Genomic DNA, 13,478 nt, shown 5'->3' with positions numbered 1-13,478 from the left:
CGGCACCTGCCGAATTAGTGGAAGGATCGCCCATCATGGCGAAGCTCTCTCAGGACGACCTCCTCGCCCAGTTCGAGGAGATGACCCTCATCGAGCTCTCCGAGTTCGTGAAGGCCTTCGAGGAGAAGTTCGACGTCACCGCCGCCGCGGCCGTCGCCGTTGCCGCCCCGGGTCAGGGTGGTGGCGACGCCGCCGCCGCCGAGGAGGAGAAGGACGAGTTCGACGTCATCCTCACCGGTGCGGGCGACAAGAAGATCCAGGTCATCAAGGTCGTGCGTGAGCTGACCTCCCTGGGTCTGAAGGAGGCCAAGGACCTCGTCGACGGCACCCCGAAGCCGGTCCTCGAGAAGGTCAACAAGGAGGCCGCTGACAAGGCCGCCGAGGCCCTCAAGGCCGCTGGCGCTGGCGTCGAGGTCAAGTAACACCTCTGGGGCCCTCTGAGGCCCCTTCCAAGGGCGATCACCCGTAAGGGTGGTCGCCCTTTGGCGTACCCCCAGTGCCTGACTTGCCCTGGTCTCGTTGGGGAGTAGGGTGATCATCGTTGCCCCGGTGCGGGGTCCGCGGATGATCCGCTCGGAGCACGGGGCCTTGACGAACGGCCAGCGGCGCGCAATTCTCAGAGCCGTCGCCAGCTCGGCCGGGTCGATCCCGGATTCGAGGCATGGATCGACTACGAAGAGGGCAGTACTGATACGCGCTCCGTGTGCGAGCGCCGCAGCGTTGGTGTTGGTGGAACGAGTTGAGGAAGGCCTGTTGCCGGTTTCCGGAAACCTGGTCTGGACATCAGTGAGCCGAGTGGCTACACTGACCCTTTGCGCTGCCTGTTAGCTGACCCCTGCCCGTCGCCAGGGTCATGCCCACGCTTGAGCACACCTGATTGATACGCCCTGACCTGGTCTTTTGGCCAGCTGGGGAGGCTCTGTCTTCTGTGTCGGCTGGGACCGGTACGCGCGTAGTGAGTCCGAGCCCTCGGAAGGACCCCCTCTTGGCCGCCTCGCGCAACGCCTCGACCAATACGAACAACGGTGCCAGCACCGCCCCGCTGCGCATCTCCTTTGCAAAGATCAAGGAGCCCCTCGAGGTTCCGAACCTCCTGGCGCTGCAGACCGAGAGCTTTGACTGGCTGCTCGGCAACGCCGCCTGGAAGTCCCGCGTCGAGTCGGCGCTTGAGAGTGGACAGGACGTCCCCACCAAGTCCGGTCTGGAAGAGATCTTCGAGGAGATCTCGCCGATCGAGGACTTCTCCGGGTCGATGTCGCTGACCTTCCGCGACCACCGTTTCGAGCCGGCGAAGAACTCCGTCGACGAGTGCAAGGAGCGCGACTTCACGTACGCGGCGCCGCTCTTCGTCACGGCCGAGTTCACGAACAACGAGACCGGTGAGATCAAGTCTCAGACGGTCTTCATGGGCGACTTCCCGCTCATGACCAACAAGGGCACCTTCGTCATCAACGGCACCGAGCGCGTCGTCGTGTCGCAGCTCGTCCGTTCCCCGGGTGTCTACTTCGACTCCTCCATCGACAAGACGTCCGACAAGGACATCTTCTCCGCCAAGATCATCCCGTCCCGGGGTGCCTGGCTGGAGATGGAGGTCGACAAGCGCGACATGGTCGGTGTCCGCATCGACCGCAAGCGCAAGCAGTCCGTCACCGTCCTCCTCAAGGCTCTCGGCTGGACCACCGAGCAGATCCTGGAGGAGTTCGGCGAGTACGAGTCCATGCGCGCCACCCTGGAGAAGGACCACACCCAGGGCCAGGACGACGCGCTGCTCGACATCTACCGCAAGCTGCGCCCGGGCGAACCGCCGACCCGCGAGGCCGCTCAGACGCTGCTTGAGAACCTCTACTTCAACCCGAAGCGCTACGACCTCGCCAAGGTCGGCCGCTACAAGGTGAACAAGAAGCTCGGCGCCGACGAGCCGCTGGACGCCGGTGTGCTCACCACCGACGACATCATCGCGACGATCAAGTACCTCGTGAAGCTCCACGCGGGCGAGACCGAGACCATCGGTGAGTCGGGCCGTTCGATCGTCGTCGAGACCGACGACATCGACCACTTCGGCAACCGTCGTCTGCGCAACGTCGGCGAGCTCATCCAGAACCAGGTCCGCACGGGTCTGGCTCGTATGGAGCGCGTCGTCCGCGAGCGGATGACGACCCAGGACGTCGAGGCGATCACGCCGCAGACCCTGATCAACATCCGGCCGGTCGTCGCCTCCATCAAGGAGTTCTTCGGCACCAGCCAGCTGTCGCAGTTCATGGACCAGAACAACCCGCTGTCGGGTCTGACGCACAAGCGTCGTCTCTCGGCGCTGGGTCCCGGTGGTCTGTCCCGTGAGCGGGCAGGCTTCGAGGTCCGTGACGTGCACCCGTCGCACTACGGCCGCATGTGCCCGATCGAGACCCCCGAAGGCCCGAACATCGGTCTGATCGGCTCGCTCGCCTCCTACGGCCGCGTCAACGCGTTCGGTTTCGTCGAGACCCCGTACCGCAAGGTCGTCGAGGGTGTCGTCACGGACGAGGTCGACTACCTGACCGCGGACGAGGAAGACCGCTTCGTGATCGCCCAGGCCAACGCCGGCCTGAACGACGAGATGCGCTTCACCGAGAACCGCGTGCTGGTCCGCCGTCGTGGCGGCGAGATCGACTACATCGCCGGCGACGACGTCGACTACATGGACGTCTCCCCGCGCCAGATGGTGTCCGTCGCGACCGCGATGATCCCCTTCCTGGAGCACGACGACGCCAACCGTGCCCTCATGGGCGCGAACATGATGCGCCAGGCCGTTCCGCTCATCAAGGCGGAGGCCCCGCTCGTCGGCACCGGCATGGAGTACCGCTGTGCGGTCGACGCCGGTGACTCGATCAAGGCGGAGAAGGACGGTGTCGTCCAGGAGGTCTCGGCCGACTACATCACCGTCGCCAACGACGACGGCACGTACACCACGTACCGCGTCGCCAAGTTCTCCCGCTCGAACCAGGGCACCTCGGTCAACCAGAAGGTCATCGTCAACGAGGGTGACCGGATCATCGAGGCCCAGGTCCTCGCCGACGGTCCTGCGACCGAAGAGGGCGAAATGGCCCTCGGCAAGAACCTGCTCGTCGCGTTCATGCCGTGGGAGGGTCACAACTACGAGGACGCGATCATCCTGTCGCAGCGCCTCGTGCAGGACGACGTCCTCTCCTCGATCCACATCGAGGAGCACGAGGTCGACGCCCGTGACACCAAGCTCGGCCCCGAGGAGATCACCCGGGACATCCCGAACGTCTCCGAGGAGGTCCTCGCGGACCTCGACGAGCGCGGCATCATCCGCATCGGTGCGGACGTCGTCGCCGGCGACATCCTGGTCGGCAAGGTCACGCCCAAGGGCGAGACCGAGCTGACCCCGGAGGAGCGCCTGCTCCGCGCGATCTTCGGTGAGAAGGCCCGCGAGGTGCGTGACACCTCGCTCAAGGTTCCTCACGGTGAGATCGGCAAGGTCATCGGTGTCCGCGTCTTCGACCGCGAGGAGGGCGACGAGCTTCCTCCGGGCGTGAACCAGCTGGTCCGCGTCTACGTCGCCCAGAAGCGCAAGATCACCGACGGTGACAAGCTCGCCGGCCGCCACGGCAACAAGGGTGTCATCTCCAAGATCCTTCCGATCGAGGACATGCCCTTCCTTGAGGACGGCACGCCGGTCGACATCATCCTGAACCCGCTGGGTGTCCCGTCCCGAATGAACCCGGGACAGGTCCTGGAGATCCACCTCGGCTGGCTCGCCAGCCGTGGCTGGGACGTCTCCGGCCTCGCGGACGAGTGGGCGCAGCGCCTCCAGGCGATCGGCGCCGACCAGGTCGCCCCCGGTACCAACGTCGCGACCCCGGTCTTCGACGGTGCCCGCGAGGACGAGCTGGCCGGCCTGCTCCAGCACACCATCCCGAACCGTGACGGCGAGCGCATGGTGCTCCCGACCGGTAAGGCGCGTCTGTTCGACGGCCGCTCCGGCGAGCCGTTCCCGGACCCGATCTCGGTCGGGTACATGTACATCCTCAAGCTCCACCACCTGGTCGACGACAAGCTCCACGCACGTTCGACCGGCCCCTACTCGATGATCACGCAGCAGCCGCTGGGTGGTAAGGCGCAGTTCGGTGGCCAGCGCTTCGGTGAGATGGAGGTGTGGGCGCTTGAGGCTTATGGCGCCGCTTACGCCCTCCAGGAGCTGCTGACCATCAAGTCCGATGACGTCACCGGCCGCGTGAAGGTCTACGAGGCCATCGTCAAGGGCGAGAACATCCCCGAGCCGGGCATTCCCGAGTCCTTCAAGGTGCTCATCAAGGAAATGCAGTCGCTCTGCCTCAACGTGGAGGTGCTGTCCTCGGACGGCATGTCCATCGAGATGCGCGACACCGACGAGGACGTCTTCCGCGCGGCGGAGGAGCTCGGTATCGACCTGTCCCGGCGCGAGCCGAGCAGCGTCGAAGAGGTCTGACGGGCCTGACGGGGGGCTCGCTCAAGAGCCCCCCGTCATCCCCGGGACCGTTCAGACCATGATTGAGACTCGACCCCGAAAGAGGGATTGACGCACAGTGCTCGACGTCAACTTCTTCGACGAGCTGCGGATCGGCCTTGCCACCGCGGACGACATCCGAACCTGGTCGCACGGCGAGGTCAAGAAGCCGGAGACCATCAACTACCGCACCCTCAAGCCCGAGAAGGACGGACTCTTCTGCGAGAAGATCTTCGGTCCTACCCGGGACTGGGAGTGCTACTGCGGCAAGTACAAGCGTGTCCGCTTCAAGGGCATCATCTGTGAGCGTTGTGGCGTCGAGGTCACGCGCGCCAAGGTGCGCCGTGAGCGGATGGGCCACATCGAGCTTGCCGCTCCCGTCACCCACATCTGGTACTTCAAGGGCGTCCCGTCGCGCCTGGGCTACCTGCTGGACCTCGCGCCGAAGGACCTCGAAAAGGTCATCTACTTCGCCGCGTACATGATCACGTTCGTCGACGACGAGCGCCGTCAGCGCGACCTGCCGTCGCTGGAGGCCCACGTCTCCGTCGAGCGCCAGCAGATCGAGAACCGCCGTGACGCGGACCTCGAAGGCCGTGCCAAGAAGCTTGAGACCGACCTGGCCGAGCTTGAGGCCGAGGGTGCGAAGGCCGACGTGCGCCGCAAGGTGCGCGAGGGTGCCGAGCGCGAGATGAAGCAGCTCCGTGACCGCGCCCAGCGCGAGATCGACCGCCTCGACGAGGTGTGGAACCGCTTCAAGAACCTCAAGGTCCAGGACCTTGAGGGCGACGAGCTGCTCTACCGCGAGCTGCGCGACCGCTTCGGTACGTACTTCGACGGTTCGATGGGTGCCGCGGCGCTGCAGAAGCGCCTGGAGTCCTTCGACCTGGAGGAGGAGGCCGAGCGCCTCCGCGAGATCATCCGTACCGGCAAGGGCCAGAAGAAGACCCGTGCGCTCAAGCGCCTCAAGGTCGTCTCCGCGTTCCTGCAGACCAGCAACAGCCCCAAGGGCATGGTCCTGGACTGCGTCCCGGTGATCCCGCCGGACCTGCGTCCGATGGTGCAGCTGGACGGTGGCCGCTTCGCGACCTCCGACCTGAACGACCTGTACCGCCGTGTGATCAACCGCAACAACCGCCTGAAGCGCCTTCTCGACCTCGGTGCCCCCGAGATCATCGTGAACAACGAGAAGCGCATGCTCCAGGAGGCGGTCGACGCCCTCTTCGACAACGGCCGTCGTGGTCGCCCGGTGACGGGCCCCGGCAACCGTCCGCTGAAGTCCCTCAGCGACATGCTGAAGGGCAAGCAGGGTCGATTCCGTCAGAACCTTCTCGGCAAGCGTGTGGACTACTCCGCGCGTTCCGTGATCGTCGTCGGTCCGCAGCTGAAGCTGCACCAGTGCGGTCTGCCCAAGGCCATGGCGCTGGAGCTCTTCAAGCCGTTCGTGATGAAGCGCCTGGTCGACCTGAACCACGCGCAGAACATCAAGAGCGCCAAGCGGATGGTCGAGCGCGGCCGCACGGTCGTCTACGACGTCCTCGAAGAGGTCATCGCCGAGCACCCGGTCCTCCTGAACCGTGCGCCCACGCTGCACCGCCTCGGCATCCAGGCCTTCGAGCCCCAGCTGGTCGAAGGCAAGGCCATCCAGATCCACCCGCTCGTCTGCACCGCGTTCAACGCGGACTTCGACGGTGACCAGATGGCCGTGCACCTGCCGCTCTCCGCGGAGGCGCAGGCCGAGGCCCGCATCCTGATGCTGTCCTCGAACAACATCCTCAAGCCGGCCGACGGCCGTCCGGTCACGATGCCGACGCAGGACATGGTCCTGGGTCTGTTCTTCCTGACCACCGACGGTGAGCTCCGTGACGTCAAGGGCGAGGGCCGTGCGTTCGGCTCCACCGCCGAGGCGATCATGGCTTTCGACGCCGGCGAGCTCGCGCTGCAGTCGTCCGTCGACATCCGCTTCCCGGTGGGCACCATCCCGCCGCGCGGCTGGGTGGCGCCGGTCGCCGAAGAGGGCGAGCAGGAGTTCCAGCCGGGCGACAGCTTCCGTCTGAAGACGACCCTGGGCCGTGCGCTCTTCAACGAGCTGCTGCCCGAGGACTACCCGTTCGTCGACTACTCGGTGGGCAAGAAGCAGCTCTCCGAGATCGTCAACGACCTGGCGGAGCGCTACCCCAAGGTCATCGTGGCGGCGACGCTCGACAACCTGAAGGCGGCCGGCTTCCACTGGGCGACCCGTTCGGGCGTCACCGTGGCCATCTCCGACGTCGTGGTTCCCGAGGCGAAGAAGGAAATCGTCGCGGGCTACGAGGCCAAGGACGAGAAGGTCCAGAAGCAGTACGAGCGCGGTCTGATCACCAAGGAAGAGCGCACCCAGGAGCTCATCCAGATCTGGACGCAGGCGACCAACGAGGTCGCCGAGGCGATGAACGCGAACTTCCCCAAGACGAACCCCATCTTCATGATGGTTGACTCGGGTGCCCGAGGAAACATGATGCAGATGCGACAGATCGCCGGTATGCGTGGTCTGGTGTCGAACGCGAAGAACGAGACCATCCCGCGTCCGATCAAGGCGTCCTTCCGTGAGGGCCTCACCGTTCTGGAGTACTTCATCTCCACGCACGGTGCCCGTAAGGGTCTGGCGGACACCGCCCTGCGTACCGCCGACTCGGGTTACCTCACCCGTCGTCTGGTGGACGTCTCGCAGGACGTCATCATCCGCGAGGAGGACTGCGGCACCGAGCGCGGCCTCAAGCTCAAGATCGGTGTCAAGGACGAGGCGGGTGTCCTCCGCAAGGCGGACGACGTCGAGACCTCCGTGTACGCCCGCATGCTGGCCGAGGACGTCGTCATCGACGGCAAGGTCATCGCGCCGGCGAACGTGGACCTCGGCGACGTGCTCATCGACGCCCTCATCGCGAACGGCGTCGAGGAGGTCAAGACCCGCTCGGTCCTGACCTGCGAGTCCGCGGTCGGCACCTGTGCCTTCTGCTACGGCCGCTCGCTGGCCACCGGCAAGCTGGTCGACATCGGTGAGGCGGTCGGCATCATCGCCGCCCAGTCCATCGGTGAGCCCGGTACCCAGCTGACGATGCGTACCTTCCACACCGGTGGTGTGGCCGGTGACGACATCACGCAGGGTCTGCCGCGTGTCGTCGAGCTCTTCGAGGCCCGTACCCCGAAGGGTGTCGCCCCGATCTCCGAGGCCGCCGGCCGCGTGCGGATCGAGGAGACCGAGAAGACGAAGAAGATCGTCATCACGCCCGACGACGGCAGCGAGGAGACGGCCTTCCCGATCTCCAAGCGCGCCAAGGTCATCGTGCACGAGGGCGACCACGTCGAGGTGGGCCAGAAGCTCACCATGGGTGCCACCAACCCGCACGACGTGCTGCGCATCCTCGGCCAGCGTGCCGTCCAGGTCCACCTGGTCGGCGAAGTCCAGAAGGTCTACAACTCGCAGGGCGTGTCGATCCACGACAAGCACATCGAGATCATCATCCGGCAGATGCTGCGCCGCGTGACGATCATCGAGTCCGGCGACGCGGAGCTCCTGCCGGGCGAGCTCGTCGAGCGCTCGAAGTTCGAGACCGAGAACCGTCGCGTGGTCACCGAGGGCGGTCACCCCGCCTCCGGCCGTCCGCAGCTGATGGGTATCACCAAGGCCTCGCTGGCGACGGAATCCTGGCTGTCGGCCGCCTCCTTCCAGGAGACGACCCGAGTCCTGACGGATGCGGCGATCAACGCCAAGTCCGACAGCCTCATCGGCCTCAAGGAGAACGTCATCATCGGTAAGCTCATCCCGGCCGGTACGGGTCTGTCCCGCTACCGCAACATCCGGGTCGAGCCCACCGAAGAGGCCAAGGCCGCGATGTACTCGGCCGTCGGCTACGACGACATCGACTACTCGCCCTTCGGCACCGGCTCCGGCCAGGCTGTCCCGCTGGAGGACTACGACTACGGCCCGTACAACGGCTGAGTCGCAGCAGAGCAGTAACCGCAGGGCGGTCACCCGAAAGGGTGGCCGCCCTGCGGCGTTCCCGGGGCGCCCGCCTCAGAGGTGCCGCTGGAGGTGGTGGAGGCGGGTGCGGTGGTCGGGGTGGGAGGAGAGCAGGCGCCGCAGGAGGCCAGGCCCGTCCTCCTCGGGCTCTGCCGTGAGGACCTGGGCGAGCGGGGGGCCGAAGCCCAGCGCTGCGGCGTGCCGGTCCGCCCGCAGTTCGGTGCGCCGGCTGACGGCCGCGATCAGGAAGGGCAGTGCCAGCAGGAGCAGGGGCAGGCCGAAGGTGACGAACAGGGCCCGGTAGCCGGCCAGGGCGACGAGCGCGCCTGACAGGACGACGGCGAACGGCGGCACGTCCCTGATCCGCCGCCGGCCCGAACGGGCGGCCGCAGCCAGGGCCCATCGGGCGAGCCTGCCGGGCAGGGCGTACCACCAGCCGAGCAACTGTGCCCAGGCGTGCCCCGCCGTATGGTGTCCGAGCTCGTGGGCGAGGACCGCCGCCAGCTGTGACGTCGGCAGTGTCTCCAGTGCCCGCCTGGTGACGATGACGAGGTGGCCGCCGGCGCCCGAGGCCGTCAGCTCCTCGCCCTCCTCGATCCAGAACTGGTAGCGGCTGCCGTCCACACCGGCGCGGGCCGTCACCTCGCGCCACACGGGTGCCAGCACGGCGAGCTCGTGCGGCAGGGGGCGTCCGAGCCTCAGCAGGTACCGGGCGAGCAGGGCTTCGGTGGGCGGGTGGAAGGCGAGCGCTCCGGCCGCCAACCACAACCCGACGGGCACCCCGTAGGGGATCCCGGTGGCGGATTGCAGCACGCGGGCCACCAGACCGACGAGGAGCAGCCCGAACAGGGCGCCGGGCAGCTGGAGAGCGAGGCGGCCGACAGCCGCGAGATCGGTGGCGCGGGTCCGGGCCCGGTAGTGGACCCGGGTGCCGGGAGCGTGCCGGTAGTCGAGGTCGTCGTGGTGCTCGGAATCCTCGCCCACGGTCACCCCTTGGCCGGGTCGACGGGTGTCCGTCCGTAGCCGGGCGGCAGGTCCTTGGCGGGCGGTCCCTCGGCTGCCGCGTGACCGGTGTCGGTGGAGGTGCCCGGGAACCGCTGGGTGAGGACCTCGGTCAGTGCGCGGACTGCGTGCCTGCGGGGTTCTGCCAGCTCGTGGGTCTCGGCCTCCGCCGAGTCGAACAGCTTCGTGACCAGTTCCAGCTGCTTCTCGACCAGCTGCCGCTGGTCCTCCCGCAGGTTGGCCATGACCTCCTGCCCCGCCTCGGGGTGCCGGCTCAGGTACCAGGCCGAGGCTCGGGTCCCGCCCTGTTCCAGGTAGTCCTCGTACAGGCCGACCTTCTCGGCCTGGAGCCTGAGGAGAGCGGCCTCGCGCTGCTCGGCCGCGGCGTCCACGTCCTTCCCGAGCACGGCATCGAGGATCTTCGCCTCAGCGTCCTGTGTGATCTCCTGCAGGCGGACCTGGTGTTCGATCGCCTGCTGGTTGCGGCGCAGGCGCAGGGTCCAGGCAGTGTCCAGGCCCGCCTCGGCCCCCAGCCGGGGCCAGCCCACAGCGGCGGCCAGGAGCTCGGCCTCGGCGGCGGCGCTGTCGGTGACGGGGTGGAGCCGTACGAGGCCCCGTGCGCGCTCTTCGAGTTCGTTGCGCAGCAGGCGCGGCACGTCGCGCCGCCCGCTGCGGACGAACCCGACCGGGTCTTCCACCCGCCAGCGGAATTCGACCTCGGCCTGGAACTCCAGGGCGTCGTTCGAGCTGGGCAGCGTCAGCTCCCTGCGGACCAGGTGGACGCCCAGGTCCACCTCGTACACGGCGCTGTACCGAGCGGTTGCTCTGGGGCGCACGGGTGGGCGGAACTCCACGTACTCGCCCTGGTGCGTCGCGTAGACCAGACAGTGGTCGAAGCGGGTGTGGTGCTTTCGGCGCAGGTCCCACCGGGAGAGCTGGCGGACGCTGATGACCGGGTCCACCAGCTCTGTGTGCCGGTCGGCCGCCTGTAACCAGTCGAAGTGTGCCGGGGACATGGGGACTCCTTGGGGTCAGGCCCGGTGCAGGGCTGTGAGGAGGTCGTCGGCCGCTGCCGGGCGCGGGCCGCCGTCATCGCCGCGCACCGTGTGCAGCAGGTGCCCGATGCGGTGTGCGGCGGTCGCGCCGTCGACCAGCTTCGGCAGCAGGTCCGCGAGGGCCCAGGACGTGTCCTCGTCCCGGTCGGCGGCGAGGACCCAGCCACGGAGGACGTCCAGTGCCTCCGTGGTGAACGAGGGGTCGTCCAGAGCGGCCCTCCACAGCCTGGGGATCCCGTGGGCCGCGGGTGTGCTGTCGAGGCGGGCCTGCCGGTACGTCCGGAGGACGAGCGGGAGGCCTGACTCTTCCTCGGTGTGCCGGCAGGCCCCCAGGAACCCGGAGACCGAGATCCGGAACACCGAACGGTGGTCGTCCAGTGTCCGCAGGACCTCGGAGAGGACGTCCTCGGTCTCGGGGGAGAGCAGCAGCAGTTCGACGGACTGGGCGAGCTCGCTCTCCAGTGGGCCGGGTTTCTCGGGGTCGTACTGCTTGCGCGCCTGTACCCGAAGGGCGGCGAGCGCCTCCCGGGGGCGTTCGGCCCCCAGCAGGCCCTGGACGCGGATGCCCACCCAGGAGAGTCGCGGGTCGCTGTCGGCCGTCCAGTCGTCGGCGATCCGCAGGATGTTCGGAGCCCCCACCCGGTGCGCCAGGGCCAGCGAGCTGACCGCGCCGACCCGCTGCAGGGGATTGCGGGACACCGCCCAGGGCTCGATGACCAGGGCCATCGCGGACGGCAGGTCGGTGAAGGCGAGCGCCCCCACGGTTGCCGCGGCCCGGGTACGGACGAAGGGCCGGCCGTCGACGATGAGCTCCCCGAGCCAGGAGACCAGGGCGGGACGGGCCGAAGGGTGCCCCGTCCACACCTCGCGGAGCAGGACGAAGGCGGTGCGGCTGTCCAGGAACTCGGCCATGAGCTGCTCCACGGGACCCCACTCGGTCATCTCCCGGGCGGGGTAGGGCCGTGCGCGGGCCGTCCTCAGCCGGTGGGCGATGTGGGTGCCGAACACGGGGACGGCCTTGGGCAGGTCGGAGTTGGCGGTCGCCTGGAGCTCCTGGAACAGCAGGTCGCTGAGTTCGGCGGTGAGGGCGTACGGGCCGGCGTCGAATGCGGCGAGAGCGATGAGGAAGGCCTTCTCCCGCAGGTGGAGCGTGTCCTCATCCGCCTCGAACCACTCGCGCACTTGTTCGTTCAGCAATTCGGCCGAGGTGTCACGGAGTGCTTCCTCGCCGATTTCTCCCGAGGCGAGGCGCATCAGCTCGGCGGCGTACGCGACCACCTCACGCGGCTGGTGGGCGCGGGGCAGGAACTCCCGTACCTCGGCCAGCTCCAGCAGCCTGCGGGCAGTGGCCTCGCCGGTCCGGCGCTCCAGGCGGGACCGCAGCAGGACATCGGTACGCGGCGCCTCCCACATCCGGGTGCGGACGTCGTCCTCGATCCACGGCCGCAGACCCGTGGTGATCACGAGGTGGCCGCCGTGCTTCAGGAGGTGGTCCCGGAGCGACAGCAGGTGTGTCTCGCGCAGCGGCTCGTCGCGCGAGGTCACCAGGTCACACAGCACGTGACCGGGGGCTTCGCCCTTCGTGAGCTGTTGGAGCAGTGCGCTCGGTGGCGTCTCACGGTCGATCGCGTGCACCGGGCTCGCCCCCGCCCGTCGCAGCAGCATCAGAGCGGCGGTGCGGCGCCCGGTGAAGGGGACGCCGGTCAGCACCAGGACCCGCTCTTCGCGGAGCCGCTCCAGGAGCTCCTCGAAGGGGGTGCCGTCGGACACGAAGGTGAGGGCCAGCCGGTCCAGTTCCGCGGCCGGAACCTCTCCGGAGGTCCGGGTGGGGCCCGAGGCGCCGTAGTAGTGGTGCTCGGTCCTGGTGACGTTTCCGTTGATCTCACCTGCGACGACGCCGTTGTTCCGCCCGGTGAACCGGGCGGAGGCCGGGGCGTGCCGGTCGATGTCACGCAGGGTGTCCCAGGCCCGTTGCGGAGGGGCTTCCTCCCGCTGGGCGCTCTTCTCGTCGGTGCCCTGACCGGTGTCGTCCGCGTCACCGGGCGTGGCCGACTGGCCCCCGTCCGCCTTGGGGTCGGTCGGCTCGGCCGGGGCGGGAGCGGTCATCGGCGCTCACCCTGGGCCCCGTTGAAGGTGACGCCGCCGTTGATCACCCCGCCCTGGATCATCGGTCCGTCGATCCGGCCCGTGACCACCCCGCTGTTCGTGCCGTGGAACTCGACCGCGCCGCCGCCCTCCGCCGGAGCCCGGCCCTGCTGCTGTGCGGGTGCGGCGTCCCGCGCGGTCGGAGCGCTATCGGCCGCCGTGGGCACCGGGCCGTGGAGCCAGGCCTTCAGCGGACCGTTCTTGCTCTCCACCGTGACCGGGTGGAACGCGTCGGCCGGGATGCCCGTGTGATCGTGGCGCACGATCCCCGCGTGCACGGATTCGGACACGCACAGAGCGATGTCCGAGCTCCTCCGGCGCAGCGCGGCCCGCAGGACGTCGGCGTCCAGGAGGCGGCACGCGTGGTTGAGGTCGGAGCCGACCCAGCCGTCCACGGCGTCGACGCTGACGAAGCCGGTGGCCACCACCGCGCGAAGCCTGATCTGGGCCGCACTCGAAGCCATCCGGTTGACCTCCCTCAGCTGGGCCGGGGCCTCGGTGAGCAGGACGCGGAGCAGGAGCGGCAGCGGGGCGTTCGCGTCGATCATCACCAGTACCCCGTCGCCCCGGTCGGCGCGCAGGTGGAGTGTCTGGTCGATGCCGGCCGACTGCAGGACTCGTTCGACGACGTCGTAGAGCATGCGGCGCAGGTAGGCCTGTTCCACGTCGTCGCGGTCGCTGAACTTCTCGATGTCGAGCAGGAGCAGTGTGCGGTTGAGCGGGTGCGTCATGTCTGCCTCTCACGGGTCGAGTGCCGGTGCCGCACCAGGTTGAGGGCGGGGCGGGGCAC

General features: G+C 68.2%; 7 protein-coding genes. 3 read left to right on the top strand and 4 right to left on the bottom strand.

Annotated features, from left to right (window positions below; translation table 11 throughout):
- The first annotated feature begins 35 nt into the window (after positions 1 to 35).
- The 3 genes from rplL to SLAV_RS15850 all read left to right on the top strand — a co-directional run bounded on the left by rplL (position 36) and on the right by SLAV_RS15850 (position 8,465).
- Complete coding sequence (gene rplL, locus SLAV_RS15865; RefSeq protein WP_030230596.1) at positions 36 to 422, top strand: 50S ribosomal protein L7/L12; 387 nt, start codon at positions 36 to 38, stop codon at positions 420 to 422.
- Positions 423 to 985: 563 nt separating this feature from the next.
- Positions 986 to 4,468: a DNA-directed RNA polymerase subunit beta gene (rpoB, locus tag SLAV_RS15855; RefSeq protein ID WP_030230599.1), complete on the top strand. Its 3,483-nt coding sequence runs from the start codon at positions 986 to 988 to the stop codon at positions 4,466 to 4,468.
- A 97-nt stretch (positions 4,469 to 4,565) separates the two neighbouring features.
- Positions 4,566 to 8,465 carry a DNA-directed RNA polymerase subunit beta' gene (locus tag SLAV_RS15850; protein ID WP_030230602.1) on the top strand — a complete coding sequence of 1,300 codons (3,900 nt, stop codon included), beginning with the start codon at positions 4,566 to 4,568 and terminating at the stop codon, positions 8,463 to 8,465.
- Positions 8,466 to 8,540: 75 nt separating this feature from the next.
- Here the strand turns inward: SLAV_RS15850 and SLAV_RS15845 are convergent, their stop codons facing one another.
- From SLAV_RS15845 to SLAV_RS15830, 4 genes are read right to left on the bottom strand one after another with little or no spacing between them, the layout of a single operon-like run.
- On the bottom strand, positions 8,541 to 9,470 hold the full coding sequence (locus SLAV_RS15845; protein WP_037687484.1) for a M48 family metalloprotease: 930 nt from the start codon (positions 9,468 to 9,470) through the stop codon (positions 8,541 to 8,543).
- Positions 9,471 to 9,472: 2 nt separating this feature from the next.
- Positions 9,473 to 10,504, bottom strand: coding sequence for an SPFH domain-containing protein (locus tag SLAV_RS15840; protein WP_051841004.1), 1,032 nt, complete (start codon positions 10,502 to 10,504; stop codon positions 9,473 to 9,475).
- A 15-nt stretch (positions 10,505 to 10,519) separates the two neighbouring features.
- A complete protein-coding gene (locus tag SLAV_RS43150) occupies positions 10,520 to 12,649 on the bottom strand; it encodes a hypothetical protein (RefSeq protein WP_030230611.1) in 2,130 nt (709 codons plus the stop codon).
- Positions 12,646 to 13,419, bottom strand: coding sequence for a hypothetical protein (locus SLAV_RS15830; protein ID WP_030230614.1), 774 nt, complete (start codon positions 13,417 to 13,419; stop codon positions 12,646 to 12,648). The genes SLAV_RS43150 and SLAV_RS15830 overlap by 4 nt, the downstream gene beginning before the upstream one ends.
- Positions 13,420 to 13,478: the final 59 nt, after the last annotated feature.

The sequence above is a fragment of the Streptomyces lavendulae subsp. lavendulae genome (assembly GCF_002803845.1).
GTDB classification, from domain to species: domain Bacteria; phylum Actinomycetota; class Actinomycetes; order Streptomycetales; family Streptomycetaceae; genus Streptomyces; species Streptomyces lavendulae.
Note: the sequence above shows the minus strand (reverse complement) of the source record. Positions and strands in the feature narration are given on the sequence as shown.

Coding starts and splice junctions, on each gene's coding strand:
- rplL (WP_030230596.1), top strand. CDS start 36: ATGGCGAAGCTCTCTCAGGACGACCTCCTCGCCCAGTTCGAGGAGATG.
- SLAV_RS43150 (WP_030230611.1), bottom strand. CDS start 12,649: ATGACCGCTCCCGCCCCGGCCGAGCCGACCGACCCCAAGGCGGACGGG.
- SLAV_RS15830 (WP_030230614.1), bottom strand. CDS start 13,419: ATGACGCACCCGCTCAACCGCACACTGCTCCTGCTCGACATCGAGAAG.
- SLAV_RS15840 (WP_051841004.1), bottom strand. CDS start 10,504: ATGTCCCCGGCACACTTCGACTGGTTACAGGCGGCCGACCGGCACACA.